General features: G+C 62.5%; 29 protein-coding genes and 1 pseudogene. 11 read left to right on the top strand and 19 right to left on the bottom strand.

Annotated elements, in window-relative coordinates; genetic code table 11:
- Window positions 1–15 precede the first annotated feature (15 nt).
- The 4 genes from selD to CNX70_RS15940 form a co-directional block, all read right to left on the bottom strand.
- Window positions 16–1,080 carry a selenide, water dikinase SelD gene (selD, locus tag CNX70_RS15955; RefSeq protein ID WP_096235501.1) on the bottom strand — a complete coding sequence of 355 codons (1,065 nt, stop codon included), beginning with the start codon at window positions 1,078–1,080 and terminating at the stop codon, window positions 16–18.
- 104 nt (window positions 1,081–1,184) lie between these two features.
- A complete protein-coding gene (mnmH, locus tag CNX70_RS15950; RefSeq protein WP_096235500.1) occupies window positions 1,185–2,264 on the bottom strand; it encodes a tRNA 2-selenouridine(34) synthase MnmH in 1,080 nt (359 codons plus the stop codon).
- 66 nt (window positions 2,265–2,330) lie between these two features.
- Window positions 2,331–3,020, bottom strand: a complete 690-nt coding sequence (locus tag CNX70_RS15945; protein ID WP_096235499.1) for an LrgB family protein — start codon at window positions 3,018–3,020, stop codon at window positions 2,331–2,333.
- Entirely contained in the window at window positions 3,017–3,475 is a 459-nt protein-coding gene (locus CNX70_RS15940) for a CidA/LrgA family protein (protein WP_096235498.1), read from the bottom strand. The genes CNX70_RS15945 and CNX70_RS15940 overlap by 4 nt, the downstream gene beginning before the upstream one ends.
- A gap of 103 nt (window positions 3,476–3,578) precedes the next feature.
- Between CNX70_RS15940 and CNX70_RS15935 the strand changes: the two genes are divergently transcribed.
- From CNX70_RS15935 to CNX70_RS15915, 6 genes and pseudogenes are all read left to right on the top strand, one after another.
- Window positions 3,579–3,953 (top strand): LysR family transcriptional regulator, encoded by a 375-nt coding sequence (locus CNX70_RS15935; protein WP_244198817.1) that lies wholly within the window; start codon window positions 3,579–3,581, stop codon window positions 3,951–3,953.
- A 28-nt stretch (window positions 3,954–3,981) separates the two neighbouring features.
- A pseudogene (locus CNX70_RS29280) lies at window positions 3,982–4,119 on the top strand (transposase); the annotation flags it as partial.
- Window positions 4,101–4,460 (top strand): LysR substrate-binding domain-containing protein, encoded by a 360-nt coding sequence (locus CNX70_RS15930; protein ID WP_244198816.1) that lies wholly within the window; start codon window positions 4,101–4,103, stop codon window positions 4,458–4,460. The pseudogene CNX70_RS29280 and the gene CNX70_RS15930, both read left to right, overlap by 19 nt.
- Window positions 4,461–4,486: 26 nt before the next feature.
- Window positions 4,487–5,299: a glutaminyl-peptide cyclotransferase gene (locus CNX70_RS15925; RefSeq protein ID WP_096235497.1), complete on the top strand. Its 813-nt coding sequence runs from the start codon at window positions 4,487–4,489 to the stop codon at window positions 5,297–5,299.
- Between the two features lie 81 nt (window positions 5,300–5,380).
- The gene (locus CNX70_RS15920; protein WP_096235496.1) at window positions 5,381–6,247 is read left to right on the top strand and encodes a hypothetical protein; all 867 of its coding nucleotides are present in this window, start codon (window positions 5,381–5,383) and stop codon (window positions 6,245–6,247) included.
- Complete coding sequence (locus CNX70_RS15915; RefSeq protein ID WP_096235495.1) at window positions 6,244–6,906, top strand: hypothetical protein; 663 nt, start codon at window positions 6,244–6,246, stop codon at window positions 6,904–6,906. The genes CNX70_RS15920 and CNX70_RS15915 overlap by 4 nt, the downstream gene beginning before the upstream one ends.
- 64 nt (window positions 6,907–6,970) lie before the next feature.
- On the opposite strand, the gene CNX70_RS15910 is transcribed toward CNX70_RS15915, so the two are convergent.
- From CNX70_RS15910 to CNX70_RS15865, 10 genes are all read right to left on the bottom strand, one after another.
- Entirely contained in the window at window positions 6,971–7,219 is a 249-nt protein-coding gene (locus CNX70_RS15910) for a DUF3297 family protein (RefSeq protein WP_010398340.1), read from the bottom strand.
- 112 nt (window positions 7,220–7,331) lie between these two features.
- The gene (locus tag CNX70_RS15905; RefSeq protein WP_096235494.1) at window positions 7,332–7,733 is read right to left on the bottom strand and encodes a GFA family protein; all 402 of its coding nucleotides are present in this window, start codon (window positions 7,731–7,733) and stop codon (window positions 7,332–7,334) included.
- Between the two features lie 11 nt (window positions 7,734–7,744).
- The gene (locus CNX70_RS15900) at window positions 7,745–9,517 is read right to left on the bottom strand and encodes an ABC transporter ATP-binding protein (RefSeq protein WP_096235493.1); all 1,773 of its coding nucleotides are present in this window, start codon (window positions 9,515–9,517) and stop codon (window positions 7,745–7,747) included.
- Window positions 9,514–10,068: a TlpA family protein disulfide reductase gene (locus tag CNX70_RS15895; RefSeq protein ID WP_096235492.1), complete on the bottom strand. Its 555-nt coding sequence runs from the start codon at window positions 10,066–10,068 to the stop codon at window positions 9,514–9,516. Before CNX70_RS15895 ends, CNX70_RS15900 begins: the two co-directional genes overlap by 4 nt.
- On the bottom strand, window positions 10,068–10,628 hold the full coding sequence (locus CNX70_RS15890) for a MauE/DoxX family redox-associated membrane protein (protein ID WP_157751052.1): 561 nt from the start codon (window positions 10,626–10,628) through the stop codon (window positions 10,068–10,070). Before CNX70_RS15890 ends, CNX70_RS15895 begins: the two co-directional genes overlap by 1 nt.
- Entirely contained in the window at window positions 10,598–11,476 is an 879-nt protein-coding gene (locus CNX70_RS15885) for an SDH family Clp fold serine proteinase (protein WP_096235490.1), read from the bottom strand. Before CNX70_RS15885 ends, CNX70_RS15890 begins: the two co-directional genes overlap by 31 nt.
- Window positions 11,458–12,471, bottom strand: coding sequence for an ATP-grasp domain-containing protein (locus CNX70_RS15880; RefSeq protein WP_096235489.1), 1,014 nt, complete (start codon window positions 12,469–12,471; stop codon window positions 11,458–11,460). The genes CNX70_RS15885 and CNX70_RS15880 overlap by 19 nt, the downstream gene beginning before the upstream one ends.
- Window positions 12,472–12,537: 66 nt before the next feature.
- Entirely contained in the window at window positions 12,538–12,732 is a 195-nt protein-coding gene (locus CNX70_RS15875) for a hypothetical protein (RefSeq protein ID WP_096235488.1), read from the bottom strand.
- 225 nt (window positions 12,733–12,957) lie between these two features.
- Window positions 12,958–13,146, bottom strand: a complete 189-nt coding sequence (locus CNX70_RS15870; RefSeq protein WP_096235487.1) for a hypothetical protein — start codon at window positions 13,144–13,146, stop codon at window positions 12,958–12,960.
- Window positions 13,147–13,384: 238 nt separating this feature from the next.
- The gene (locus CNX70_RS15865) at window positions 13,385–13,570 is read right to left on the bottom strand and encodes a hypothetical protein (RefSeq protein WP_096235486.1); all 186 of its coding nucleotides are present in this window, start codon (window positions 13,568–13,570) and stop codon (window positions 13,385–13,387) included.
- 330 nt (window positions 13,571–13,900) lie between these two features.
- Between CNX70_RS15865 and CNX70_RS15860 the strand changes: the two genes are divergently transcribed.
- The 3 genes from CNX70_RS15860 (at window position 13,901) to CNX70_RS15850 (ending at window position 16,182) form a co-directional block, all read left to right on the top strand.
- A complete protein-coding gene (locus CNX70_RS15860) occupies window positions 13,901–14,293 on the top strand; it encodes a hypothetical protein (protein ID WP_096235485.1) in 393 nt (130 codons plus the stop codon).
- A 7-nt stretch (window positions 14,294–14,300) separates the two neighbouring features.
- On the top strand, window positions 14,301–14,630 hold the full coding sequence (locus CNX70_RS15855) for an immunity protein Imm33 domain-containing protein (RefSeq protein WP_096235484.1): 330 nt from the start codon (window positions 14,301–14,303) through the stop codon (window positions 14,628–14,630).
- Window positions 14,631–14,778: 148 nt separating this feature from the next.
- A complete protein-coding gene (locus CNX70_RS15850; protein WP_208624427.1) occupies window positions 14,779–16,182 on the top strand; it encodes a serine hydrolase domain-containing protein in 1,404 nt (467 codons plus the stop codon).
- Here CNX70_RS15850 and CNX70_RS15845 read toward each other — a convergent pair.
- On the bottom strand, window positions 16,179–17,528 hold the full coding sequence (locus tag CNX70_RS15845; RefSeq protein ID WP_096235482.1) for a S41 family peptidase: 1,350 nt from the start codon (window positions 17,526–17,528) through the stop codon (window positions 16,179–16,181). The two genes, CNX70_RS15850 and CNX70_RS15845, sit on opposite strands and share 4 nt — an antisense overlap.
- Window positions 17,529–17,634: 106 nt before the next feature.
- Complete coding sequence (locus CNX70_RS15840) at window positions 17,635–18,213, bottom strand: type 1 glutamine amidotransferase family protein (protein ID WP_096235481.1); 579 nt, start codon at window positions 18,211–18,213, stop codon at window positions 17,635–17,637.
- 199 nt (window positions 18,214–18,412) lie between these two features.
- On the opposite strand from CNX70_RS15840, the gene CNX70_RS15835 reads away from it, so the two are divergent.
- A complete protein-coding gene (locus CNX70_RS15835) occupies window positions 18,413–20,062 on the top strand; it encodes a phosphoethanolamine transferase (protein ID WP_096235480.1) in 1,650 nt (549 codons plus the stop codon).
- A 69-nt stretch (window positions 20,063–20,131) separates the two neighbouring features.
- Here the strand turns inward: CNX70_RS15835 and CNX70_RS15830 are convergent, their stop codons facing one another.
- The 3 genes from CNX70_RS15830 to lodA all read right to left on the bottom strand — a co-directional run bounded on the left by CNX70_RS15830 (window position 20,132) and on the right by lodA (window position 24,473).
- Window positions 20,132–20,905, bottom strand: coding sequence for a ferredoxin--NADP reductase (locus CNX70_RS15830; protein WP_096235479.1), 774 nt, complete (start codon window positions 20,903–20,905; stop codon window positions 20,132–20,134).
- A 245-nt stretch (window positions 20,906–21,150) separates the two neighbouring features.
- Window positions 21,151–22,248, bottom strand: a complete 1,098-nt coding sequence (locus CNX70_RS15825; RefSeq protein ID WP_096235478.1) for an FAD-dependent oxidoreductase — start codon at window positions 22,246–22,248, stop codon at window positions 21,151–21,153.
- Window positions 22,249–22,262: 14 nt separating this feature from the next.
- A complete protein-coding gene (lodA, locus tag CNX70_RS15820; protein ID WP_096235477.1) occupies window positions 22,263–24,473 on the bottom strand; it encodes a CTQ-dependent lysine 6-oxidase LodA in 2,211 nt (736 codons plus the stop codon).
- A 288-nt stretch (window positions 24,474–24,761) separates the two neighbouring features.
- Between lodA and CNX70_RS15815 the strand changes: the two genes are divergently transcribed.
- Window positions 24,762–26,267, top strand: coding sequence for an anion permease (locus tag CNX70_RS15815; protein ID WP_096235476.1), 1,506 nt, complete (start codon window positions 24,762–24,764; stop codon window positions 26,265–26,267).
- The last annotated feature ends 12 nt before the right edge of the window (window positions 26,268–26,279 follow it).

The raw sequence follows: 26,279 nt of genomic DNA, 5'->3' as shown, positions 1-26,279 counted from the left end.
CTTGTGTTTGATTCATTAAAATACGGAAATCCCGGTACTGCCTTCCTGCATCTCGCCGATGACGACGGCGTCGCCAAAGCCTTCGGCGCGGAAAATCGCCATTACCTGCTCGACGGCTTCCGGCGCGCAGGCCACCAGCAGGGGGCCGGCCGTTTGCGGGTCCGTCAAAATCGCCTTGTCGATGGCACTCAGGCTGTCGGCCAGTGCCACTTGCGCGCCATATCCCTGCCAGTTGCGGCTTGATGCACCCGTGATGTTGCCGTTTTGCGCCAGTTGCTGCACCTGCGGCAGCAGCGGCACGTCAGCCATATTGATGCGCGCCTGCAACTTGGCGCCGCGCGCCAGTTCCAGGGTGTGGCCCAGCAAGCCGAAGCCCGTCACGTCCGTCAGAGCATGCACGCCATCGAGCAGGGCCAGTTTCTTGCCCGGGGTATTCAATTTGGTGGTGTTATCGATCAAGGACGCGTAGCCATCCGCGTCCAGTGCATTCTTTTTCAGCGCGGCCGACAGGATGCCCACGCCGATCGGCTTGCCCAATACCAGTTTGTCGCCGGCGCGCGCGCCCGCGTTGCGTTTCACTTGCGATGGGTGCACCAGGCCCAGCACGACCAGGCCGTAGATCGGTTCGACGGAATCGATGGTATGGCCGCCCGCGATGGGGATGCCGGCCTGGGCGCAGATGGTTTCGCCGCCTTTTAATATGAGGCCGATGGTTTCCACCGGCAGCTTGTTGATCGGCATGCCGACCAGGGCCAGCGCCATGATGGGCGTGCCGCCCATGGCGTACACGTCGGAAATGGCGTTGGTGGCGGCGATGCGGCCAAAGTCGAAAGGGTCGTCGACGATGGGCATGAAGAAATCGGTCGTGGCGATCAGCGCCTGCTCGTCGTTGAGCAGGTACACGGCCGCATCATCCGAGGTTTCTATGCCGACCAGCAATTCCTTCGGCAGGGGAAATCCGCCGCTGCCCTTTAAAATGTCGGCCAGCACGCCGGGCGCAATTTTGCAGCCGCAGCCGCCGCCATGGGCAAATTCGGTCAATCGGATGGGGGTATTTGGTGTTACTGCGCTATCTGACATGGGAGTTCCTGCTGATGTTGTGTACTGCTATGATCATTTTTACCCCAGACGCAAAATCTGGGGTCGGACCCTCAGGGTCCGACCCCGGTATTCTGTCTTTGGGTTCATTGCTTTCCGTCTCCGACGATAGCACATAATGCGCGCGCGGCTTGCTCAAAGGCATGTTCTGAAATGTCGGGCAAGACCAGCGGCGTCGCCTGGGCGTAGCGGCTGAAGTTGCGGGCGATCGATTGCCGGTAAACGGGGTCGTAATGCTGCACCAGCAGCTCTTCCACCAGCTCGGCCATGCGGCCCGCCGTGGCCAGTTGCTGCCAGTGGGCAATTTTCTCCTTGCCATGCAGCTGCGTCAACAGGGCCAGCTGCACGTTCAGGCGCGCGGGGTCGCCGACGAAATGCACATAGTCTTGCATCAGCAATTGCACGCGCTCACCAATGTCCAGCCGCACGTCCGTGCAATCGGCAGCGCGCATCTTTTCCATCAGCGCGTCGGGCACGCGCAGGCGACCCACTTTTTTGCTTTCGGACTCGATGAACACGGGCAGGGCCGGGTCGAAATGGCGCAACTGCTGCCACAGCGCGCTTTCAAACGCCTTTTGCGAGGGCTGGTGCGCGTCCGGCAAGCCGCCCAGCACGGAGCCGCGGTGGGCCGCCAGGTTTTCCAGGTCGATCACTTGCGCGCCTTGGCGGTCCAGCACTTGCAACAGGCGGCTCTTGCCGCTGCCCGTGGGGCCGCACAGCACGTTGATGAAGTCGAAGCGTTCGGGCAGGGTGGCCAGCTCGGCATTCACGTGGCGCCGGTATTCCTTGTAGCCGCCGTCGAGCTGCACTACAGGCCAGCCGATGCGCGCCAGGATGTGCACCATGGCGCCGCTGCGGTTGCCGCCGCGCCAGCAGTAAACGAGGGGTTTCCAGTCGTGCGGATGAGCGAGGAAACCCTCTTCGATATGCCGCGCGATATTTTTCGCCACCAGTGCCGCGCCCAGTTTCTTGGCTTCGAAGGCGCTGGTCTGCTTGTACAGCGTACCGACGCGCACGCGCTGCTCGTCGTCCAGCACGGGCAGGTTGATGGCGCCCGGCAAATGGTCTTCCGCAAACTCGGACGGGCTGCGCACGTCGATGATGGCGTCGAATTCATGCAAGCGGGGCAGGATGTCGCTGAAAGGCAGGACTGCAGGGTATTTCATCGTGGCGCGGCTGCTTGGAATGGGGAAAGACGTATTATCCCCGATATACGCCGCCGGTGTGGCGGTTTAGCCCAGCAGATGACCCAGCAGCGGCGCCAGCAGTACCGTCACGATGCCCGAAAAGATCATCGTCAGGCTGGCCACGGCGCCTTCTTCCGTGCCCACCCGGCGCGCCACGGACAAGCCAAAGCCGTGCGCGGCCGCGCCATACGGGGCGCCACGGGCGATGCGCATGCGCAAGGGCAGCAGTTTCAGCAGCGGTTTGCCCAGCATCAAGCCGAACAAGCCCGTCATCACCACGAAGATGCCCGTCAGCTGGGCCGAGCCGCCCATGTGGCGCGACGCTTCCAGCGCGAACGGCGTCGAGACGGACCGCGCCAGCAGGCTGCGCGCCATGTCGCCATGCACGCCAAATACCCGGTCCAGCAGCAGGGTAGCGGCCACGGAGGCGACGATGCCGGCGCAGCTGCCCAGCGACAAGGCCAGCCAATGCTTGCGTATCAGCTTGCGCTCCTGGAAGATGGGCAGCGCAAACGCGATGGTGGCGGGACCCAGCAGCCACGGCAGCCAGCGCGTCTCGCCGAAATACGTGGCGAACGGCGTCGACGTGGCTTGCACGATGATGATCAATATCGCCGAGGTGCAGATGGCGGGCGTCAGCAAGAAATGTGGATGGCGGCGATGCAGCGCCTGGTTGGCATAGAACAGCACCAGGGTCAGCAGCAAAAACAGCAACGACAGGACCAGGGTGCTCATGCTTGCTCCCTGGCTGCGCGCTGGCGCAGCAGCTTATTCAGACGTAACTTGCGTTCATAACGGCACACCCATTCCACCGTCAACGCCGTGGCCAGCATCACGCTGGCAAAGCCGAGGCCGATATTCACGAACAGCATCAGACCTTGCGATTTCAATAGTTGCGTAAATTGCACCACGGACACCACCAGCGGTATAAAAAACAGCAGCATGTTGGCCAGCAGCCAGTTCGCGCCCAATTCGATGGCGGCGGGACGCATCCAGCCCGACAGCAGCAGGGCCACCAGCACGAACAGGCCCACGACGCCGCCGGAAAACGGCAAGTGCAAGGCGGAAGCGGCCTCGTCGGCCAGCCACCAGGCGGCAATCAGCACGCCCACTTGCCATGCGGTCTGCGCGGGCTGGCGCCAGGCAGGGATGGAGGGCAGGGCGGCGGTGGAACAGTGCAAGGCTTTCACGGCAGGCTTTCAAACGGCTGGGGGAAGGTTTCATTGTAGTGACCCCACATCAAAATATAAAATGACTTAAACTCATGATTATCATTCGATATTGGAATGCATCATGGATATCCGCTCCCTGCGCTACTTCGTCGAAGTGGTCGAGCAAGCCAGCTTTACGCGCGCGGCCGCCAGGCTGCACGTGACGCAGCCCACCGTCAGCAAGATGATCCAGCAATTGGAACAGTCGCTGGACCTGGCCTTGCTGGACCGCGCCGGCAAGCGTTTTACGCTGACGGACGCGGGCAAGGTGGTGCTGTCGCGCGCGCATGAGCTGCTGGCCCTGCACGCGGAACTGAAGGTGGAATTACGCGACCTGCAACACCTTGAGCGGGGAGAGCTGCGCGTCGGCGTGTCGCCGCAGACGCATTCCACGCTGGCGCCGTGGCTGGCCGAATATAGTGGTATAGTGGATCCCGAATCTGAGACGATGGTTTAAGCTGTGGTCCGTGAAAGGATGACAGCAAATGAGTGAAGGTAAAAAACGTCGGGTACACACGGCCGAGTTCAAGGCGAAGGTCGGTCTGGAGGCCGTTCGGGGCGTCAAGACGGTGACGGAGATCGCGCAGGAATTCGGCGCGCTTCCGTGGCCCTGGCCGAGCTGGCCGACAGTCCCTTCATCTTCTATGGCGCCGCGTTTGCCCTGAACGACATCGTGCAGGACGCCTGCCAGCGGGCCGGTTTCGCGCCGCGCATCACGGGCCGCAGCGGCCAATGGGATTTCATCGCCTCGCTGGTGCGCCTGGGCGTGGGTGTGTGCCTGCTGCCGAAGATGTATTGCGACACGCTTGATGCCGCGCAATTTGCCGTGATTCCCCTGGATGGCCCGCCCGTGGAGTGGAATCTGATGCTGGCCTGGCGCCGTGGCGGGCGGCTGTCGTTCGCGGCACGTGCCTGGCTGGACCTCGTCAGGGCGCGCATGGCGGACGCGGCACGTTTACAATAGGCGACTCCCAACTTCCGCCAGACCAGATGAACCTCAACGCCAAAATCAAACGCACCGCCGGCTCGCTGCTGCTGGGATTGTTATGCACCGTGGGCCTGATGAGCGAAATGGGCTATGCCCAGGCCGCCATTCCCGTGTATGGCTATTTCGTCAAGAACACTTACCCGCACGACCCCCAGGCTTTTACCCAGGGCTTGCTGTTCAAGGATGGCCACCTGTATGAAAGCACGGGCCAGCATGGCCAGTCGTCCTTGCGCAAGGTGGAATTGACGACGGGCAAAGTGCTGCAGAAAAGCATGCTCGACAAAAAAGTGTTCGGCGAAGGCATCACGAACGTAGGCGATGACATCCTGGGCCTGACGTGGATGGCGCAGACCGGTTATGTATTCGACCAGAAAACCTTCAAACTCAAGCGTACCTTCAGTTACCAGGGTGAAGGCTGGGGCCTGGCCAGCGATGGCAAATTTGTCTACATGAGCGATGGTACGTCCGCCATCCGCATGCTCAATCCGCAAACCCTGAAGGAAGTGCGCCGCTTCGAAGTGAAGGCGGAAGGCCGCCCCATCGACCGCCTGAATGAACTGGAAATGGTCGACGGCGAACTGTTTGCCAATGTGTGGGGCGCGGATGTGATCGCCCGTATCGACCCGGCCAGCGGCAAGGTGGTGGGCTGGATCGACCTGACGGGCTTGCTGCCGCCCGGGCAGCGGGGCACGGCCAATCCCGACGCCGTGCTCAACGGCATCGCCTGGGATGCACGCGGCAAGCGCTTGTTTGTCACGGGCAAACTGTGGCCGAAGCTGTTCGAAATCGAGCTGATCGAAATCCAGCGCCATTGATGTTGGCTATCGGACAGTGTTGCTGGCGGGGAATCGTCTATGATATGCCTCCTTCGCACCTTGCGACCTTTACAGGATGCCATGCTGTCCCTTTCTTTCCCCCTGCGCCGCCTGGCGGCTGCCGCCAGCCTGGCTGCCGCCTTCGTGCCCGGCGCCCAAGCGCAAACGCCAACGCCCTACGTGCCGGTGACCAGACAGTACGGCGACTTCGTCGTCACCAACGACCGCTTCGACTCGCTCGTCACCTTGTCTTTCCGCAAGCAGGGCTATTACCCCGGCGGCGCGCGCGAAGTGGTGGAAGTGCGGCCCCTCAAAGCCACGCGCGAGGGCCAGCCCATGCTGCTGGCGTTTACCAAGGGCTATACGGGCCAGGGCACCATCCTCATCGGCGTGCAGAATGGCGAACCGCTGATGCGCCCCATCAGTCCCATGCAGCGCGACAGCATGGTGCGCACGGAGCGCGACCCCGAATGGGGCGTGCCGCAGCCGGGCCGCAGCGAGGTACTGCTGTTTCCCCGCGACGGCCGCGCGCTCGATACGGGCACGGGCGAACTGCTGTGGTTTGACGTGCCGGGCGGCGTTACGGGCGATTACGCGCCCGCCATGCTGGTCTCCGTTTCGCCAGACGGGCGGCGCGGCGCCTATCTCGCCAGGAAGCTGACTACATTGCAAGTGCTCGTTGCCACGCGCGACGACGGCGTGGCCGGCGTGCTGGCCTTGCCGCCTGACACGTACAATCGGTGGCTGGAACCACTCTCGAAGCTCGCTTCCGAGCAGGCGGGCGCCGCCATCAAGGCGCGCCAGGGCCGCATGGATTCAAACCGCATCCGGCGCGAACTGGAACTGGCCTGGTTCGGCCAGCAATTTCAATGGAAACAAGGCAAGAATGGCTGGCAAGTGACGGGCCTTGGGCTCAGCTCCGCGCCGCCGGAGGGAAAACAGCCATGAAACAACACTACAACATCATCGGCGCCTGCCTTGCCGCGTCTCTGCTGGCCGGCTGCGTGCACGGCGAAATGTTCCCCAAGGATTATCTGGCACAAGATATCGACAAGCAACAAGCGTTGCTGGAACTGGATGTGGTCTTCGGGCAAGTGCCCGATGACAAGCTGACGTCGCGCGTGACGGCACGCAATACCGTGGAATACGCGGGCGCGCCGCACATCGTCGTGCCGTTCTACCAGAAGGGCCTCGGTTTCGACCAGGGTTTTGCCGGCACCTACATGTTTGCCGTGGTGTATCCCGTTGCCAAGGTTGAGACGGCCACGGCCAGCAGCCGCGTCTTCGGCCAGAAACTTGAAGGCCAGCAGCCGGGCAGCCCGCGCTACCGCTTCCGCGTGCCGGGCAAGGCGCAATGGAACAGCAATGAAACCTTCATGCTGAGCTTTGAGCGCAAGGGCCGCCGCGAAGAGATCACTTTCCGCTTCAGCAACGAGCAAAGCTGCCCGTCCGCCTTCCTGGCCAGCACGCCCAAATATGGCTTCCCCATCAAGGTCGTCGCCACCTTCAAGGATAACAAGGGCTGCCTGAAAGTGTGCGACAGCCGCGACCAGTGGCCCGGTTTTTGCGCCTACCAGCCGCCGCCGGCCGCTGGATCGGCAGGCTGAGCAATACCTGCAGACGTAAAAAAGGCCGATGGAAATCGGCCTCGATGACAGCTGTAGGCGTTGCTTAGCGGTAAAATGCTTCGACTTTGCCCTTCAGCTTGATCTGCAGCGGACGGCCGCGGCGGTCCAGCGACTTGGTGGAAGCGACCTTGATCCAGCGTTCGCTGATGCAATATTCTTCCACGTCAAGACGTTCCTTGTCGTTGAAGCGGATGCCGACGTCGTTCTCGAACACGGCTGCAACGTGGTAAGGGCTGCTAGGGTCGATCGACAGGCGATCGGGCAATGGGGGTAAGGTGGTGGTATCGTTCATGGGCGTAATTATCGCCCAGAATGCCGATCCAGACAACGGGGAGCGCATGCTTATCTTGGCCGCCCGCGACATGGCGCCCCCCGTATCTCCTTTCCCTGCAGTCCTTCTTGCCTTACAGATGCCGCGTTTCCTGCGGCGGCGTGTCCCACTCGTCATGCCAGCCATCGACAAAGGTGACGGGCACCTGGGCCAGCTCGGCCACCGCAGCATCGTCGAGGCAGTTCACGCTGATGCCGACAAACGGGCCGCTGCGCACAGAATCGCTGCGGCCAAAGGGGCGCACGCCGCAATGACGGCAAAAATAATGGCGCTCGCGGCCGGCGCCGAAACGGTACTCGCTCAAGTCCGTTTCACCGGCCAGCAGACGGAAAGCCGTGGGCGGCACCAGGCTGGCCCAGCAGCGGATTTTCAGGCAATAGGAACAATTGCAGCGCAGGCTGGGGGCCGCCAGGTCGATCTCGGCCGCGAAACGCACGTCGCCGCAGTGGCAACTGCCATGGTAGGTTTTTTTCATCGTCGCCCACTTTACAGGGTTGCCGTACTGTCATGCAACTGCTGGAATTGTGACAGCTGCTGCTGGATCAGCCTGGCATACTGGCCGCCCGCGCGCAGCAACTCGGCGTGCGTGCCTTGCTGGCATATCCTGCCGTCCTCCATGACGATGATGCGGTCCGCCTTGACGATGGTGGAAAAGCGGTGGGCGATGATGATGGTGGTGCGTCCTTGCATCAGGGTATCGAGGGCGCGCTGCACCTGCTGTTCGCTGGCGGCGTCGAGTGCGCTGGTGGCTTCGTCCAGGATGAGGATTTTCGGCGCGCGCAGGATGGCGCGGGCGATGGCGATACGCTGTTTCTGTCCGCCGGATAACTGCACGCCCCGTTCGCCCACCAGGGTCTCGTAGCCATCCGGAAAGGCCGCAATGAAGTCGTGCGCGTGCGCCAGGCGCGCCGCCGCCAGCATCTCTTCGCGCGTCACCTGGCGGTCCGGCACGGCAAAGGTGATATTGTCCGCGATACTGCCGGAAAACAGGGCCGGTTCCTGCTCCACCACGGCCATCTGGCGGCGCAGCTGCGCCACGCCCAGCACGCGCGCATCAATGCCGTCGAAGTGCAGGCTGCCCGTAACGGGCTGGTAGTGGCCCAGTACCAGGCTGGCGATGGTGGACTTGCCGGCGCCGGACGCCCCTACGAGGGCGATTTTTTCGCCCGCGCGTATGGAGAGGCTGACGCCGTCGAGGGCCGTGGCTTGCGTCCGCTCGGGGTAGGCAAAGCGTACTTCACGCAGCGCGATGTGGCCCGCCAGCGGCGGCTGCGGTGCCGCGTCGGGTACGGGACGGTGGCTGCGCAGGATGTCGAAGATGCGATCGGTCGAACCCATGGTGCGCATCCAGGTGTTCCAGAATTCGCTGATGGCGCCGGCCGTGTCCGTCACCATGCTGGCATAGATGACAAAGGCCGTCAGCTCGCCCACGCTCAGGCGGCCCTGGCCAATCAGGTGGGCGCCGAAGCACAGCGTGGTCAGCAGGGCCACGAAGGCGAGCAAGCCTTGCGCGCCCTGGAACACGGCCAGCAGCCGCGTGCCGGCCAGGGATACGTCCAGCAGTTGCCGCATGGCTTGCGCGTAGCGGGCCATGGCGCCGCCCTGCTGGTTGAAGGCCTGCACCAGGCGCGCATGGGCAAAATACTCCTGCGCCACCTTGCCGCTGGCGGCCAGGCTGGCTGAAATGGCCCGCGCGCGCTGCCGGTAATTGCTGCCTGATAATTTGCCGAGATACAGGCTGATGGGAATGAACAGGGCCAGCGGCAGGCTCAGCATCGGTGACAAATGCAGCAGCATGGCGATGCCGCCCGCAAAGACGCACAGCGAGCGCAGGGCATTGGCCGCGCCGATGGTCAGGCTTTCATGCAAGGCCGATACGTCGGACGTGAGCCGGCTGTTCAGCTCGCCACCATGGTGCTTGTCGAAAAAGGCGATGGGCTGGTTGATCACCACGTCGAACAGACGCCGGCGCACGCCCATGACGATCATGTGGCCGCTCGATTGCAGCAGATAGAAGCGCGCGGCCGAAGCCAGCGCATACAGCAGGCTGAAGGCCAGCATGGCAGCCACCATGCCTGGCGTGACGCCGCGCCGGGTGAGGGCGGCCACGTTGTCGATGAAATACGCGATGGCTTGCGGAAAGGCCAGCTGCGCGCCCACGGTGAGGGCCATGCACAGCAGGCCGGCGGCAATACGCCAGCGCACGGGATGCAGCAGGCGCAGGCGTTCAAAATGGGGGCCGAAGTGCAGATGGTTCATGCGGCGCGCTCCTGCGAGGGTTCGGCGTTCAGTTGCCCGACGAGGGCCAGCCAGTCTTCGTCGCCGATCAGGCCGGCCGCTTCCACGTTGCCCTGGTGATTGACGAATACATAGGAGGGCGAACTCATCAGCGGATTCAGGCGCCGGTAGTCGCGCAGCGCGAGCTGCGCCGTGGCTGCACGCAGGCTGTTGCCGGGCAAAAAAGCGCGCAGCCGGCGGGCCGGCTCTTCGCTGATCAGCCACAGGGTCAGGCCCGCCTCCCGTGCCAACGGCAGCAGCTGTTCGACACCGGCCAGCTTGGCTACGCATTTCGGACAGCGGCTGGCCAGGAACAACAGCACGGTCGCCTGGCCGCTGGCGCCCGGTTGGAAGCGCACACCGCCAGTCAGCGGACGGGCTTGCACGGCAGGCAGGGGCTCGCCTGGCACCAGCGCCGTGGGCGCGATGCGTTCGCGGCGGCTGGCGCGCAGCACGGCCAGGCTGAGCCAGATATTGCCGGCGACGGCGAACGCCAGCGCCGCCAGCACCAGTTGCAAGGTCGTGGAATCCATCAGTCTGCCTTTGCCAAAGTGGCGATGTCGTGCAGGGAAATAATGGCCACGCATGCGATGGCCGCCAGGCCGGCGGCCAGCACGCTGGTGGTCACGGGCAATGGCGTTTCCTGCGCCAGCGCAAAGTAGGCGCCGTTGATGCCGACCACCAGCACGTTGCGCAGCAGGTCGTAGGGCGAGACGGGCCGCGCCGCTTCGCCAAAGCAGCTACAGCGCACCACGCTGTGCGTGAAGTAGCGGTAGGCCAAGACGGCGGTGAGCGTGCTCAGTAGCAATAGCGACAGCAGCATGGGCAGGTGCGTGCCGTCCGTCAGGAGCGTGCTCGCCAGCAGCCAGCATGAGAGCGATAATTCGGCCATTATCAGGGCCGGTGCCGCCCATCTGGCGAGGATGGGCGGTACGCCGAACGAGGTGGCCAGGTTGCCACGGAAGGCGCCGTAGCTGCGCAGCTTGCCCACGCCTGCCGCCAGCAGCAGGAAGGCGATGAAGCAGCGAGCCGCGTCGGTGACGAGCGCGGCCAGCAGCGGCGTCAGCATGCGGCCCGCGCTTGCGTGGTCCACAGGGGCGCGAAGCCGCCCGGACGCTGGCGCCGCAGCTGCACGCCGTCGCGTGAGGCCAGCAGGGCATCGTTCCACGTTTCGTCAGGGGCGCTGCGCAGGGCGCCGCCCACGTTCGCCTGCAATTGCGTCGAGATGGCCCAGCCCAGACGTTCGGCGTGGGCATCGCGCGCCATGGTCAAGCCCAGCTGGGCCAATTCCTCGCGTGTCAAGGCATAGTTGTGCGAGTGATACCCCGTCACCAGCTGCGCGACGATGGCGCGCCGCGCCTCGGGCGTGGCATCGGGCAATTGCCACGCCAGCAACTCCTCGCCGATCTGCGCCAGTTCCAGGGTGGTGCGGTAAAAGGCCGTCAGGGAAGGAGGGAAGATGCTGCCGCATAGCAGCGATAGCGATTGCTGGCGCGCTTCGCTGGCATCGACGCCGAACCACTGCTGCGCCATGTCGCCGAAAACCTTGATGTCGAGGCTGGAAAAAGCGCCGCCGTCGACGCCATCGAGCTGCGGGTCGATGGGCGAGAACAGGGCCAGGTCGCCGGCGATGATTTCATCGGCGCCCAAAGCCAGCAAGGTGGCGGCTGACTGGCAGTGGAAGGGCACGATAAAGCTCAGGTGGCGCGCATGCTGGCGCAGCACAATGGCGATGCGGCGCGCCGCGTTGACGATGCCGCCGCGCCCGTGCAGCACCACGTCGAGGCGCGCCACGGGGCCGATAGCCTGGCACAGCGCATACAGGGCGGGCAGCAGTTCCATGTCCAGGTGCGAGGCGGCCAGGACGATGGCCCGGCTGTCGCGCACCTGCTCCAGTTCGCGCAGATGAAGAGGAATCTGGCTCAGGTCTGGCTGCGGCATACGGCTCCTTTGATCAGGGTATCGGCCACGCTTTCCAGCAGGGGCAAGGCGGGCACCAGTTGTTGCACATACAAAAATTGACCAACAGGATTGTTTTCCAGGAAAACATACTCGTCGTCGGGCGTGACGATGAGGTCCATCGCGCCATACTCGAGGCCATAGCTGTGCACGAAATCGAGACAGCGTTGCCGTATGTCATCCGGCAAGGTCGCTGCTTCATAGCGGATGGGGGCCGACATGTCGCGCGAATCAATGGCTGTGCGCGCATCATCCTGGGAATACAAACGCGCGGCAAACAGTTGCTTGCCGATCACGGTGATCCGCAATTCGTATTGCTTGGCGATATATTGCTGGAACTGGCAGCTCAGTTCGCTGACGGCGTCCAGGCTATCGAGCATGGCGTCGTCAACGATGGTGGTGCCGATCCCGGCGCTGACCCTGTCAACGTCGCCGACCGCTTCGGCGGCCAAGCTGGGCGTGGACATGCTCTTGAAAATGATGGGGCCGCCGACGGCTGCGCGGAAAGCGCGCACGTCGTCCGGCACGTTGGTAATCAAGGTGGCGGGCACGCGAAAGCCCATGCGCGCGGCCCGCGCGAGCTGTTCGCCTTTCCACTGTGCGCCGCGCAGCGCCAGCGGATGGCTGAGCCAGTAGCAATCGAGTGCATACAGTACGCTGAAGATGGCTTGCTCCGTTTCCAGTTGCGCGTAGGCGCGTTCCTGCGGCGCCAGGTCGGCGCTGGCATAGGCGTACTCGGCCGGCTTGCGCAGCCAGACGGCGCCCACTTGCTGCAAGTCCAGCCAGTCGCCATCGGGCAAGCGGCGCAGGCGCGCGCTGGCGCGGCCGTCCTGCAGGCGCTGGCACAACTGGTAGTCGCGGGGAAAGGCGTCGAGGTTGATACGGAAGGGAGCATGGCCGCGCGCGGCCAGGATCGGGGTGACCAGGTCGGCATGCAAATCGCCGCTATGGCTGATAATCAATACCTTTTTATGCATTCAGGGTCCTGCGGCGAAGGAAAATAAAAAGCCTTGCCGTGGCAAGGCTTTCAGCTGGCTAAGGTATTAGCAGTACACGCCCGTATCGTTGGGCGCAAAGCGGGAGCTGTCGCGCAGATTGTAATCTTCCGGATCGCCGTAATACGTGCAGCCGGCCACAGCTACGCCATCGCGCACCTGCCATGGTTGTTTGACTTCCTTGCTCACTTCCTTTTCGGCCAGTTTGAAAGCAAACAGCTTGGTTTGATTCTGTTTTTGCATAGTCATCCTCTTGTCGTGGTTAAGTGCCGCTTGTATGGATCGCCAATGGTGCAGGCTTTTGCATATTAATTTTCAATTAACGATGCGTGAATCGATAAACGCTCAAGATCAATATTTCAATGAATGCTGCGCGCAGGGAAGCACTGCGCCGCAATTGGCGTTGATGCATTAAAGTCGAGATGAAATAGACCCCGCCAGGGGCGAGGTGCCAGGGCGCTGCTAAGATCAGCAATACTGACCGCTGTCGTTCGGTTTGAGGCGCGAAGAGTCGCGATACTGATCATTGGTGCCCACTGCGGTGCAGCCGGCCACGGCGACGCCGTCGCGCACCTTCCAGGCGGTGGCGGCCACCGCCTGTTTTTGTACCTTTTTCTCAGCCAGTTTGAATGCGAACAATTTGGTTTGGTTTTGCATTGTACTATCCTCTTGTGGTGGTTAAGTACGACCTGTTTTGCGTGCCAGTTGATTTGGCTTTTAAATGCTAATTTTTAAAAAATGCCGCGTCAACCAATAAATTGAAAATTTCAAAAATAGATTTCAATCGATATGAATGGCGCGCACGGGAAAACTGCGTCGCAAATGGTGCGAACGTGTTTGCATCGGGAATTAAATGACATTCCCTCCATGAGTTGAATGGATGCTGGTGCGGCGCTCAGCAGAACTGGCCGGTATCGCGGGAATTGATGGTGGAAGAGTAGCGGTATTGGAAGCGGTCGACTTCGCTGCAACCGGCGACGGCGACACCGGTGCGTACTTTCCATTCGGTGGGCGGCGTAGGCAGGGTTGATATCTCTTTCTCAGCAAGCTTGAAAGCGAACAATTTTGGTTGGTTTTGCATTGTACTATCCTCTTGTGATGGTTAAGTACGGCTTGAGCTGTCGGCCACGGTGAATGGCTTTACGATATTAGCGCCACAACATTTAGGCGTCAACGTGAAATTGAATTGTGCGCGAGATTATGTTTTTATAATAATCACCAAATATCACGCAATGCGCCGATGTTATTATCAATCGATAAATTATGATTGCAGTATTAAAATATCAGGATGACGGGAATATTATTGCGCCGCACTATCGCGGTGCATGCGGAAGATTTTGAGGGGAATGGATGGGGCTTTTGCGGGGTGCTGCACTATAATGGCGCCTGCTTAAGAGAGAGGAGTCGCAGCATGGACATGGACATGGACATGGACATTACAGACAACCTGCGGCAACTGGCATACGCGCAAGCCGCCGCCTTCGTGCAGACGCTGGACCGGCGCGATCCTGTTGCACTGCAACGCGACTGGCGTCTGTCGCCGGCGGCGGCTGACGAGATCATCGAGATGCTCGACAGCTATTTTGCGGCGAACCAGGCGCTGTCTCTGGCGCCGCTGGCCGAGGCCTTTGTGCCGGGCAAGGGTGGCCGTCCCGCCATCGATGTGTATGGCACCGATTGCGGGCCGCTGGGTCTGGAATGCCTGTTGCTGGCCGATGGCAAACCGGGCGAAGCGATCTTGCACCTGGCAATGTCCGGCCACGATGGCGCGCTGCACCTCCATTATCAATACATCGGATCCTGAGGGCAGCATGACCGTACCGATCAGCAAAACACAGCAGCGCATCTGCGACAAATTCGGCTTGCCGGCGCAGGCGCCCGAGCCCATGGTGGCTCTGGCCATCGGCAGCCTGGACCAATCGCCCATCTACGGCACGCGCATCGTGCTGCCAGAAAACGGCACCATCAGCTGGTTCATCCACTGCGGCGAACACGACGACGCCAGCGGCTTTTACCAGCCCCTGCATGCGGAACACCTGCATGACATGCTGCCGCAAGTGGTCGATTACCTGGCCTTGCCCAGCGGCGCCAAATTCATTCTCGACCGCGAAGGCTATGAAGACGTGTGGCTGGAAGAGTAACTTTCTAACCGGCAAGATTGTCGTTGACGTTGATAAACAGGTATGGGATGCTGCGATTCCGTTTTCAACTGCCGAAAGCCGCATAGTGTATCCACGCCTTCCTTCCGTCCTGCTCGTCATGGCGCTAGCTGCCATCCCCGCTGGTGTCATGGCCACCACTGCCATCCCATCCCAGGCCTCGCGCGCGGCACAGGAGATTGCCGCCTTTGTGCGCAGTGAAATGCAGGAGCGCCAGATTCCCGGGCTACAACTGGCGGTGATCCAAGGGGGCAAGGTCGTGCTGAAGCGCAATTTCGGTCTGGCCAGCCTGCAGTACGGCGTACGGGTGACCGACGCCAGCCTGTTTTCCATTAATTCGGCAACGAAAGCATTTGCCGGCGTGGCCGTGATGCAATTGGTGCAGGAGGGCAAGATCGACCTGGCGGCGCCCATCGGCCAATATCTGACGGGCTTGCCTTCAGCCTGGCAAGCCGTGACGGTGACGCAATTGCTCAACCATACTTCGGGCTTGCCCGATGTGCTGGACCAGCGCAGCGGCAAGCTGGTGGGGCCGCAGCCGGACGACACCGATGCAGCCTGGCAAGCCGTGCAGGCGCTGCCGGTGGAGGCAAAACCAGGTGAACGCTTCCGCTACAACCAGACCAATTACGTGTTGCTGGCGCAATTGATCGAACGGCAAAGTAGTCAGCCCTTTGTTTCCTTCATCCAGCGCCGGCAGTTTGACGTGGCCGGCATGCCGCACAGCGGCTTTGGCGACGCGAAGGACGTGGTCGCCAATAAGGCCAGTTCCTACGTGCTGGACCGGGGCGGCAACGGTTACCGCAACGTGATCGAAGACTTTCCCGTGTTCATGCGCGCGGGCGCCGGCATCAACAGCAATGCGGGTGAACTGGCGAACTGGCTCATCGCGCTGCAGTCGGGGCGCTTGCTGGCGCCCGCCAGCGTGGCGCGGCTGTGGCAGCCGACCAGCTTGAATGACGGCAAGCCGGCGCCGTGGGCGCTGGGCTGGCCCAGCATCGGCCGCGCTGGCCATCGCGCCGTGGCCGGCATCGGCGGCGCGCGCTCTGCCTTTTATGTGTATCCGGACGATGGGCTGGCCGTCATTATCCTCAGCAACCTGGCCGGTGGCCAGCCAGAACAGCTGATCGATACCGTCGCCGGCTTCTATATTCCCGCCCTGCGCCAGCAGCGCGGCGGCGCGTATGCGGCGCACCTGCTGCGCCAGCAGGCGGCCAGCGCTGGTTTCGACGGGCTGGACAAGAAACTGGCGGCCATCCGGCGCCAGCACGGGCTGTCTGCGCCCACCGAAGACGACTTGAATGCCTGGGGCTACCGCCTGTTGCGCCGGCAGCAGCCGAAACAGGCGCTCGCCGTCTTCCAGCTGGGCGTGCAACTGTACCCGCAAGGGGCGAACGGCCACGATAGCCTGGCCGAAGCGTACGAGGCCGATGGCGCCACGGCGCTGGCCATCACGCATTACCGCCGTTCGCTGGAGCTGAATCCGGGCAACACGCACGCCGTGGAACGCCTGCGCGTGCTGGGTGCCGATTAGGCCGGCGGGGCCGGCAACGCCAGCAGGGCTTCGATCAGTTCGCGTTCATTGTAGGGGCTGTCCGGCAGCACGATATCCGGCTGCAGGAGGGCGGGGCCGCCCGTGCCCGACGGGCGCTGGAAGAGCAGGCGCGGCACGCCCAGTTCCAGGCCGGTGTTGGGCAGCACGAAACGCTGCGTGCCGCCACTCTGGCGCGTGCGTGCCTGGCCCGCCGCTCCCACCACCTTGCCAAAGCCAAAGTCCTGCATGACATTGCTCAGAAGTACAGAGGAAGAATACGTGCGGCCGCCCACCAGCAAATAGGTGGCGCCCGAGAAGTGCAGCGGATTGTCCAGTTGGGGCTGCTGCCAGGAAGTGATCTCGCCATCGATGACGTCGCCCAGCTTTTCACTCGCGCTCTCGCGTCCCTTGATGACTTTCTTGCGGTAGGTCGAGGCCCAGCGGTAAGGTTTGTCGGCGATATAACGCAGCAGGCCATCGATCCACATGTCGTCGTTGCCGCCGCCATTCGCGCGCACGTCGATCAGCAGGGTTTGCACGCCTGCCTCGCGCATCTGGCGGAAGGCATCGGCCGTAAACGCCGTGAATTGGGGCTTGTCCGGCCAGGCAAAGGTATTGATGGTCAGCAATGCAGCCTTGCGGGGCAGCAATTCGAAACGGAATTGCTGTGCGAAACTACCATTGCCGGCCAGATAGGCGGGCAGGGCGCTGGATCCTGGTACGGTCAATTGCTGGCCTTTGTCAAACTGTAAGGCATAGTTGTCCGGCGCGCCCAGTACTTTCCAGTACAGGAAAGGCCAGCGCAGCGACAGCAGGCTGGCGCGGAACGCGGCCGTGTCACCGTGGCAGCGGATCAGCAAGTCGGCAACGATCTGCTCAGCCGGCACGCCATTGATGCTGGTGATGCGCATGCCTTGCAGCGGCGACGGCGCACCGCCCAGCTGCGCGCGGATGCGCAGGGCGCCGCTGGCATCCAGGCTCACTTCATAGGGAAAGAAACTGCCGCCCGCGTCGAGGAAAGCCTGGCTTTGCACCAGCGGCCCGGCCGGCGTGAGGGCCAGGTGGCCGTCGGCGTAGAGGGGATTAAGCATGGCAAGCAGGCGCCAGGCCTGGTCCGGCGACAGCGGTGCCTGCATTTGCTCTGCAATGTACTTGTAGGCTTGCCGCACGGCGGCGGGATCGGCGGAAAAGCTCGGCTGCGGGTGCGTGGCGGCGATCGACTGCTGGATGAAGCGCAAGTCGGCGCGCAACTGCTCCGGTGTCAACAGGGGTGAGGGCTGGGCCAGCGCAAGGGGCGTCCAGCACAACAGGACCAGGCAGGCTGGCAGGTATTTCAGGCGTCGCATCGCATCCTTCCGGGGGGGCCAGATAAGGGATGCACTTTAATCAAGTTGAGCGGATTCTGCCACCCCTTTGCGACGGGCGGCAGAACTTGCGTGCCAAGGAGCGAGATCAGGCGACGGGAGGTTTGCCGTGCTCGGCCCCGTGCATGGTCAGGTAGGCCGTCAGGTTGTCGTCGTGAATGCCCAGGCTGCGCAGCACTTCCCGCGTAAAACTGACGGGCGCCGTGCCCGGTGCCGTAACGACGCGCTGGTCGGCCACGGCCCACGGTACGTCCTGGTACAGGGCGGCGCCCGCATAGCCGGTGTCCATCAGATTGGCGGCGGAATTGGAGGTGTGACGCACGTTGTCGAGCACGCCTGCCTGCGCCAGCACGCGGGTGCCATCGCAAATGCCGGCCAGCACAATATTGTTGTCGCGGGCGGCGCGCAGCAAGGGGCCCAGGTCGGGTGCCTTGCCGCTTTGCCAGTGGCTGCCGCCACACACCATCAGCAAATCGAGTTCATCGAGCACAATCTCTTCCAGCGCCAGTTGCGGCGTGACCAGCATGCCACCGGACGAGGTGACTGGCAGGCCGCCCGGCGTGGCGAACTGCGTGTAAAAGCCGTAATACAGGCGCGCCGTGGAATTGATCAGGGCGGTTTCCCAATCGGCAAAGTTCTCGGTCAGTATGGTGATGGCACGTGTCATGAAAAGTCCTGTCGCAGGTGGATATATCAATGTTACAGGCTGGCTAGCCTGCTGGTGCCGAAAGTATAATAAAAAGTACTGACAATTTCTGTCAGGAGCACGCGTGAAATGATGGTACAAACAGCAAGGGACTACGCTACAATCGCTGGCCCGTTCGCGCGGGCTTGCCCCTGTTCAATGCTTACTTTGTGTCGCCTCCATGCTGATTCTGTTTTGCCGTGTCCTGTTCAGCATTGCTGGCCTGCTGCTGTTCTTCCTCTTCGATCAGTTAAGCGCGAACGAATGCCTGAAATTGTGCGTCTTGCTGGCGGCCTTCCTGCTGGGCGTGGGCGGCATGCTGCATGCGTGGCGTGGTAGTTCCAGCGCCAGCGCGGTCACCGTGCTGCTGCGCATCGTGCTGCCCGTGTTTTACCTCGACGCCGCCATCAAGGGCTTCTTGCGTGGCTATTTTGGCATGCGGCCGAATCCGAATGCCGTTTTACAGGCCATGTTTGCGACAGATCAAGCAGAAACGGGAGAATTTTTCCTGCACAACGGCGTCGCGCTGGTGCAATCGGCGGGCTGGTTTGTCCTCGTGACGGCGGCCGTGCTGCTGGCCGACCGCCAGCTGTTGCGCCGGCAAGCGGCGCGCGCCAACAGCGAGCCGGGCCTGGCGCAAAAATGCTTTGCCGTCAGCATGGCCGTCTTTCTTGTGCTGCTGCACGTCAACAACACCATGCGGCGCGAAAATCCGGCCCTGTTCTGGCCGCTGCGCTACCAGCAGTACAGCGCGCAGCTGGAAGCGATGAAATCCATGCAGCAGGCGCTGACGGCGGCCATGGCCGCGCCGGGCGACTGGCATGTGCGCTATGCGGGCGAGGATGCGCGCACCGTCATCCTGGTGATCGGCGAGAGCACCAATCGCGCCTCGATGTCGCTGTATGGCTACCCGCGCGCCACCACGCCCCGGCTCGATGCCATGCGTGCAAAACTGCTGGTGTTCAATGATGTGATTTCGCCCGCGTCCAGCACGGTGGAATCGATGATGACGATGCTCACGCCGGCCGATATCGGCAACCCTGATGCGTGGATGTCCAAGCCGAATTTGCTGATGCTGGCCGAGGCGGCCGGCTACAAGACGTTCTGGGTCTCGAACCAGACGCGCAACGACGGCTGGATCGGCTTGCTGGCGGGCCAGGCCGATGAAAGCGACTTCATCAACTACGGTACTGGCCGCGGCGAAAACAATTTCGACGGCAACCTGTTCCAGCCGTTCGCCCACGCGCTGGCCGATAGCGCGCCGAAAAAACTCATCGTCGTGCATTTGCTGGGCGCCCATCCCAGCTATGACATGCGCTATCCCAGCCGTTTTGCGCATTTCGACCAGGCGCAGGACGCCGTTAGTGCGCAGATGGCCAGCCAGGGCAGGTCCAGCTGGATACGCCACCAGCGCGATGAGTACGATAACGCCATCCGCTATGGCGATTATGTGCTGGGTACCCTGATCGGCATGGCCGACACAGCCAAGGCCGGGCGCGCCGCCTCGCTGCTGTTTGTCTCCGACCATGGCCAGGAAGTGGGCTACAGCCGCAATCACGCGGGCCATTCCGCCTCCGACAAGAGCGGCTATGAAATTCCCATGTTGATCTGGAACAACCAGCAAGCGCCGCAATCGGGGGCCGCGCGCGCGGCGCTGGAAAGCCGCCCGTACCAGACGGACAAGCTCGATGCGACCGTGCTGGGCTTGCTGAAGATCGAGACGCGCTATTACGCGGCGCATGACGATATCCTCAGCGGCGCCTTTCAGCCCGTGCAGCGCTTCATGAATGGATTGCAATACCAGCGCGGCACGCCGGCGCTGGTGCGCTGAGCCGCCAACGAAAAAGGCCCGGTCCCGCCGCAAGCTGCGGCGGGACCGGGCCCTGGAGAACACGGTGGATTACTTCTCGGCGAACGCGCGCTCGACGACGAAGTCGCCAGGCGTCGAGGTATTGCCTTCCTTGAAGCCACGCGCTTCCAGCATTTCCTTCAGGTCGCGCAGCATGTCCGAGCTGCCGCAGATCATGACGCGGTCTTCGGCCGGGTTCAGCTCTGGCAAGCCCAGGTCTGCGGCCAGTTTGCCGTTCTCGATCAGTGCCGTGATGCGACCCATGTTGCGGAAATCTTCGCGCGTGACGGTCGGGTAGTAGCGCAGCTTGTCGCTGACCATTTCGCCCAGGAATTCATGCTTCGGCAGGTGCTCTTCCAGCAGCTCGCGGTAGGCCAGTTCGTCGACCTGGCGCACGCCGTGCACGAGGATCAGCTGGTCGAAGCGCTCGTAGATGTCCGGATCGCGCACGATGCTGAGGAATGGCGCCAGGCCCGTGCCCGTCGACAGCATGTACAGGCGCTTGCCTGGCAGCAGGTAGTCGGACACCAGGGTGCCCGTCGGCTTGCGGCCGACGATGACGGTGTCGCCCACTTGCAAGTGTTGCAAACGCGACGTCAATGGACCGCCCGGCACCTTGATGCTGAAAAATTCCAGGTGCTCTTCGTAATTCGCGCTGGCGATACTGTAGGCGCGCAGCAATGGCTTGCCATCGACGCGCAGGCCGATCATGGTGAAATGGCCATTCGAGAAACGCAGCGACGGGTCGCGCGTGGTGGTAAAGGAGAACAGGGTATCCGTCCAGTGGTGCACGCTTAAAACGCGCTCTTCATTCATCGAACTCATAGTATTTGTTGGCTGGTCAAAAAAATGGTTAGTTGCTGGCAACTGCTGGCAAAAGTGAAACCCTGTGTAGGCCCAGACGCTATTGTACTGGCGTCCACACGAAATTGTTACCGTCTATCGCCGCCATTGCTGCCGCATGCGGTGCCGACATTATAGTGCGAATGGCAAGGCGGGGCTGAAATTCGCCCGGAAACGGGCTGTGGGCATGCGGACTCTTGACCTGGCTCAGTTTTTTGCCGGCGGCGTCAGGACGTGGCCCGGCGCTGCCAGAACGGAGCATCGCGCCAGCGCTGCTCGGCGCCGTAGAAGCCGCGCCGCATCTGCAGATAGGTTTCAAACGCGGCGAAGACACTGCGCCGGTAGCCTGCGGCCATGTCCCGCTCGCCGGCCAAGAACGCCTCCGCCACGCGCGCCGCATGGATGCCTGACGCCATGGCCTGGCCGATGCCCAGCGAGGAGATCGGGTCGAAGCAGGCGGCCGCGTCGCCCGCCGCCGTCCAGTTTTCATCGGCCGGCAGCGACGCCACCCGGCTGTGGATGGCGTAGTGGCGCAGGGCGCTTGGCGCTGGCAGGCGCGCCACGATATCGCGCACGTGCGAGGTGTCCGCGGCGGCCTCGCGCCAGGGCGCCGGCTCCTTCAACCGCAGGCGCTTGAGGATGTCGGCATCCGTGATGAAGGCCAGCGCCACGCGCTCGCCCGGCAGGGGCGCCGCGTAATACCAGCCGTGCCGCGTCGTTTCCACCAGTGTGCGGTGCGGCAGGAATTGCGGCTCTGCCAGCTGATAATAGGCGTACAGCGCCACCAGCGAGTCTTCCGTGTGGATCGGGCGTTTGCGCTGGCGCACGATGGCCGCCTGCTTGCCGCTGCAATCGATCAGGTAGCGGGCCGTCAGGTCCGTTTCCTGCCCCTCACTCGCCACGCGCAGACGCCACGGGTCGCCGTGTTCGAGCTGCACCAGTTGCGCGGGACGCAGCAGTGCCACGCCCGCCAGCCGCGCCTGCTCAAGCAGGATGGCGTCATACCGCCTGCGGTCCAGGTGCAAGCCGTGGCCGTGGCTGCTGAAGACGGCGTCGCGCGACATCAGCTCGGCGCTGCCCCACGCGGCCGCGTGGGAAAACGCGGGCAGCTGGGCGCCGTCCAGCAGGTCGCGCCCAACGCCCAGAAAATCGAGCATCGAAAAGAGGGACGACGATACCGTTTCGCCAGCCCGGTAATCGTCGAACAGCTGTTTTTCCAGCAAGGCGACGCGCAAGCCCGTGTAGCGGGCCAGGGTCAGGGCGGCGGCAGTGCCGGCGGCACCACCGCCGACAATGACGACGTCGTAGTCGCGCGATGACGACATGCCTGGCGCGACACTCAATGGGAAAACCGGCGCCGGTTGGCCGGCTGGATTTTCTTCGGCGTGTCATGCACGGCCACTTGCGCGCCGCCGGTGGCAAACAGCTGCGATGCCTTCTCGGGCGCCGTCTGCGGATCCTCGTCCTTGAGGAACCACGCGGGCAGGTAGTTCGAATCGTCGCCCGTGATGAAACTGCTGGCATTGCCGACACCGACACTGGCGGCCACGAACTTGGCGTGATTGCGCTCTTTCTCGACAAAATACGGGTACTGGCGGCCTGACTCGGCATCCTGGTTCTGGTTCACGATGAAACCCAGGTAGTGCCAGGAGCTGATCATCTGCGAAAAACTGTTCATGCCGCGGCTGTACATCACCTGCATGCCGGCCGGCACGCCCGCGAGCGCCTGTTCTTCCTTGGTGGTGGCGCCATTGATCACGTTCCACGGGCTTTGCGGCGGCCACCAGTAGGCGTAGTAGGTGGGCGGCACGGGGATGAGCGTGTCGGGATTCTTGACCAGGTCCGGATTATCGAAGTTGATCATCTGCACGGAGCAGTCATAGAAGTCGGCCTGCCACGGGATGGCCATGCGCTTGGTCAGGTCGCCCGGTTCGCAGCCGGTGCCGACGGTCGGGTCGTTCCAGTCCAGCGGTTCGCACTCGTCGCGGCCCGCCGACAGGCCGTTTTTTGCGTAGTCGGCATCCACGCGGTGCAGGATGGCGTACGCTTTCTCGTAGATGATGGGATTGCGCACGCTCCACGTCACTTCGATGCCCGGGCACATGGGTTCGCCCACGCAATTGCCGATGGCCGCCTGATCGAGCGGGTCGATGCCCGGCAAGGCCAGGCCCGGCGCATCGGCGGCGAATTTGCCGGCAGCCCATTGCTGCAAAGCAAAATATTGCGTATCCGTCAGCACGGAAAACTTGCTGATGACGTTGTTGCGCACGGAATTGCTGCCCGAATTCAGGGGCACCAGCGGTATGCCCGCGCCGGGGTTCTCCGTGCTGGCTTCACTGAACAATTGGCCGCCCTGGCCGCCCGTGAATCCCGGCACCTGTTCCTGCGTGCCGGGGCGGATGGCCGACGGCTTCCTGAAGTAACTGAAGAATTTTTCGCGCTGCGGCCGGTTCGCTTCCGATGCATCGGCCACGTCGAAGTTGGGGCGGATGAAGGCCGTCATCGAGGGCACCGTCGCCACCCACTGGTAATCACCTATCCGGGCAAGGAATGGCTGGATGTCTTGCGCGTAATTGACGACATAGTCGGGGTTCCAGCCATCGCTGCCGCTCCAGCGGGCCGTGTCGTAGGCCTCGGGCAGCGCGTTCTTGTATTTGATGGCCATGTCAGCCACGACGTCATCCCAGGTGGAAATGTTCACCAGCTCGGGCGCGAACTTCGGCGAGCCGATGACGACCCACGCTGTCAGTTCCACGGACGGGCTGCCATCCTTGAAATGGATGGTGGCGCTGATGGGGCCATCGGCGACGTCGTCATTCCACGTGTCGCCACCGCCAAAGCCCGTGATGCTTTCGGCACCGCCGGCGCGGCCATAGGCGCCGATCACCAGCAGGTTGCCGCGCGAATCCGTGCGCATTTCACCGAGGGTACGCACGGGATAGCCTTGCGTGATGGCCTGCGGATCGGGGAAGGACACGTGTGCATAGGAACCGGCGCCATCCTTGTCGAAATGGGCCTTGCCCAGCGGCGCGTCCAGCGTGCGCGGTCCCGGGTCGACGATCAGTTTTTGCCGGGCCGCCTCGCCCGTCACATCGCCATTGCGCAGATTGGTCCAGGACGTGGGCGTCAGATTCCAGGCTGGCGGGGTGTTTTCCCAGGTTTCATAGCTGTTGTACGGGCCAAACATCAGGTCGCCCAGCAGGGGAATGAAGTTCCACCACGCTGCCTTCTTGTTCGCCACGTGCACTGTCCACTCGATCTTGGCAATGCTCGGGTCTTGCAGGTCGACCAGGACTTTTTCGCCGGGACGGCCAGCCACCGACTTGTAAATGCGGAAGCTGGCGGCCTGGCGCCGCACGCGGCCGGCCGCATCCTTGAATTGGGTCACGGGGACCGGCTTGCCATCGACCAGTTGCGGATCGTTGTTGCCGTCCGCTTCCGTCGGCAGCCCGCCGATCGCTTCCGGCGCCAGGTAGAACGAATCATGGCTGTTGCCCACGCGGGCAATGCCGATCGATGGGTGTATCGAGTACTGTTCCGTGCTATTCATCAAGTTTTCCCCTAAAAGGTTGGCAATCCTGGTGGCATATCTGGCGGCAGCTACCGGGAAAGATACAGAGAAAAATTAACAAAAAAGTCACCTATTGTCACTTGCTGCGAATATATTCCGGCCATGTGATGCCGCGCAGGTCAACGATTCGGGAATTGACCGGCCCGCGCTGGCGTAATGGAGCAGGGCACAGGCGTATGAGGTTGTATGATGTTGCTAAAAAGAACTATCCCCAATCCACGCGGGCGCCACTGCCCGCCAGGATGCCTGTCCAGTAAAGGAAAACCTATGTATAAAACAGTGCGCGACATGTTCCTGCATTTCAAGGAAGCCGTCCCATTCCGCCTCGTCCCCGCCCTGATTTGCACGGCCTTGCTGGTGAGCATGCTATTGCTGCCGGCGCCCGACGGCTTGACGCCGAAGGCCTGGGGCCTGGTGGCGATCTTCCTCACCACGATTTTGGCGATCATATTAAAAGTCATGCCGATCGGCGTGATGGCCATGATGGCCATCGTCATCGTGTCCTTGTCGCAAGTGACGTCGACCTCGTCCAAGGGCGCCATCACGGATGCGCTCAGCAGTTTTTCGAATCCCCTGATCTGGCTGATCGTCGTGGCGATTTTGATATCGCGCGGCCTGAAAAAGACGGGGCTGGGCAGCCGCATCGGCCTGCTGTTCATCTCCCTGCTGGGCAAGCGCACCATGGGCATCGGCTATGGCCTGGCGATTTGCGAACTGGTGCTGGCGCCATTTACGCCGAGTAACACCGCGCGCGGCGGCGGCATCGTCCACCCCGTCATGAAATCGATTGCCAACGCCTTCGATTCGGACCCTGCCAAGGGCACGGAAGGTAAAGTGGGCACGTATCTGGCCCTCGTCAACTACCACGCCAACCCGATTACGTCGGCCATGTTCCTCACGGCCACGGCGCCCAATCCGCTGGTGGTCGATTTCGTCGCCAAGGCCAGCGGCCAGAGTTTCCACCTGACGTGGACCACCTGGGCCCTGTGCATGCTGCTGCCGGGCCTGGTCTGCCTGCTGGTGATGCCCCTGATTATCTACTGGCTGTCGCCGCCGGAACTGAAAGCCACGCCGGACGCCGTCACCTACGCCAAGGCGGAATTGAAAAGCATGGGTCCGCTGTCGCCGTCGGAAAAAGTCATGCTGGGCACCTTCGCCCTGCTGCTGTTGCTGTGGGCCAATGTGCCCGCCATGCTGTTCGGCCCCGCGTTTTCGCTCGATGCGACGGTGGTTGCCTTCGTCGGCTTGTTCGTGCTGATCATTACCGGCACCATCGACTGGGACGACGTGCTGTCGGAAAAGAGCGCCTGGGATACTCTGGTGTGGTTCGGCGCGCTGGTCATGATGGCCGAGCAGTTGAACAAGACGGGCGTGATCGCCTGGTTCTCGGCCGGCATGAAGGCGGCCATCGTCGCCAGCGGCATGGACTGGCTGCCAATCGCCGGCGTGCTGGTGCTGGTGTTTGTCTTCTCGCATTACTTCTTTGCCAGCACGACGGCCCACATCAGCGCCATGCTGCTGGCCTTCCTGACGGTGGGCCTGCACCTGATTCCCGCCGAGTACCACGTGCCGTTCATGCTGATGATGACGGCTGGCTCGGCCATCATGATGACCCTGACCCACTACGCCACGGGCACTTCACCCATCATCTTCGGCAGCGGTTTCGTGACGATGGGTAACTGGTGGCGGGTCGGCTTCATCATGTGCGTGGTGGAACTGCTGATCTTTGCCGTCGTCGGCACGACGTGGTGGAAGGTGCTTGGTTACTGGTAAGTGGCAAGGCCG

It is taken from the genome of Janthinobacterium svalbardense (assembly GCF_002327145.1).
GTDB classification, from domain to species: domain Bacteria; phylum Pseudomonadota; class Gammaproteobacteria; order Burkholderiales; family Burkholderiaceae_D; genus Janthinobacterium; species Janthinobacterium tructae.
This window is presented reverse-complemented; position numbering and strand designations above follow the sequence as displayed.

Excerpts from the sequence above, each read along its gene's own strand:
- selD (WP_096235501.1), bottom strand. The coding sequence starts at position 1,080 with ATGTCAGATAGCGCAGTAACACCAAATACCCCCATCCGATTGACCGAA.
- mnmH (WP_096235500.1), bottom strand. The coding sequence starts at position 2,264 with ATGAAATACCCTGCAGTCCTGCCTTTCAGCGACATCCTGCCCCGCTTG.
- CNX70_RS15945 (WP_096235499.1), bottom strand. The coding sequence starts at position 3,020 with ATGAGCACCCTGGTCCTGTCGTTGCTGTTTTTGCTGCTGACCCTGGTG.
- CNX70_RS15935 (WP_244198817.1), top strand. The coding sequence starts at position 3,579 with ATGGATATCCGCTCCCTGCGCTACTTCGTCGAAGTGGTCGAGCAAGCC.
- CNX70_RS15925 (WP_096235497.1), top strand. The coding sequence starts at position 4,487 with ATGAACCTCAACGCCAAAATCAAACGCACCGCCGGCTCGCTGCTGCTG.
- CNX70_RS15920 (WP_096235496.1), top strand. The coding sequence starts at position 5,381 with ATGCTGTCCCTTTCTTTCCCCCTGCGCCGCCTGGCGGCTGCCGCCAGC.
- CNX70_RS15915 (WP_096235495.1), top strand. The coding sequence starts at position 6,244 with ATGAAACAACACTACAACATCATCGGCGCCTGCCTTGCCGCGTCTCTG.
- CNX70_RS15910 (WP_010398340.1), bottom strand. The coding sequence starts at position 7,219 with ATGAACGATACCACCACCTTACCCCCATTGCCCGATCGCCTGTCGATC.
- CNX70_RS15905 (WP_096235494.1), bottom strand. The coding sequence starts at position 7,733 with ATGAAAAAAACCTACCATGGCAGTTGCCACTGCGGCGACGTGCGTTTC.
- CNX70_RS15900 (WP_096235493.1), bottom strand. The coding sequence starts at position 9,517 with ATGAACCATCTGCACTTCGGCCCCCATTTTGAACGCCTGCGCCTGCTG.
- CNX70_RS15895 (WP_096235492.1), bottom strand. The coding sequence starts at position 10,068 with ATGGATTCCACGACCTTGCAACTGGTGCTGGCGGCGCTGGCGTTCGCC.
- CNX70_RS15885 (WP_096235490.1), bottom strand. The coding sequence starts at position 11,476 with ATGCCGCAGCCAGACCTGAGCCAGATTCCTCTTCATCTGCGCGAACTG.
- CNX70_RS15880 (WP_096235489.1), bottom strand. The coding sequence starts at position 12,471 with ATGCATAAAAAGGTATTGATTATCAGCCATAGCGGCGATTTGCATGCC.
- CNX70_RS15875 (WP_096235488.1), bottom strand. The coding sequence starts at position 12,732 with ATGCAAAAACAGAATCAAACCAAGCTGTTTGCTTTCAAACTGGCCGAA.
- CNX70_RS15870 (WP_096235487.1), bottom strand. The coding sequence starts at position 13,146 with ATGCAAAACCAAACCAAATTGTTCGCATTCAAACTGGCTGAGAAAAAG.
- CNX70_RS15865 (WP_096235486.1), bottom strand. The coding sequence starts at position 13,570 with ATGCAAAACCAACCAAAATTGTTCGCTTTCAAGCTTGCTGAGAAAGAG.
- CNX70_RS15860 (WP_096235485.1), top strand. The coding sequence starts at position 13,901 with ATGGACATGGACATGGACATGGACATTACAGACAACCTGCGGCAACTG.
- CNX70_RS15855 (WP_096235484.1), top strand. The coding sequence starts at position 14,301 with ATGACCGTACCGATCAGCAAAACACAGCAGCGCATCTGCGACAAATTC.
- CNX70_RS15850 (WP_208624427.1), top strand. The coding sequence starts at position 14,779 with ATGGCCACCACTGCCATCCCATCCCAGGCCTCGCGCGCGGCACAGGAG.
- CNX70_RS15845 (WP_096235482.1), bottom strand. The coding sequence starts at position 17,528 with ATGCGACGCCTGAAATACCTGCCAGCCTGCCTGGTCCTGTTGTGCTGG.
- CNX70_RS15840 (WP_096235481.1), bottom strand. The coding sequence starts at position 18,213 with ATGACACGTGCCATCACCATACTGACCGAGAACTTTGCCGATTGGGAA.
- CNX70_RS15835 (WP_096235480.1), top strand. The coding sequence starts at position 18,413 with ATGCTGATTCTGTTTTGCCGTGTCCTGTTCAGCATTGCTGGCCTGCTG.
- CNX70_RS15830 (WP_096235479.1), bottom strand. The coding sequence starts at position 20,905 with ATGAGTTCGATGAATGAAGAGCGCGTTTTAAGCGTGCACCACTGGACG.
- CNX70_RS15825 (WP_096235478.1), bottom strand. The coding sequence starts at position 22,248 with ATGTCGTCATCGCGCGACTACGACGTCGTCATTGTCGGCGGTGGTGCC.
- lodA (WP_096235477.1), bottom strand. The coding sequence starts at position 24,473 with ATGAATAGCACGGAACAGTACTCGATACACCCATCGATCGGCATTGCC.
- CNX70_RS15815 (WP_096235476.1), top strand. The coding sequence starts at position 24,762 with ATGTATAAAACAGTGCGCGACATGTTCCTGCATTTCAAGGAAGCCGTC.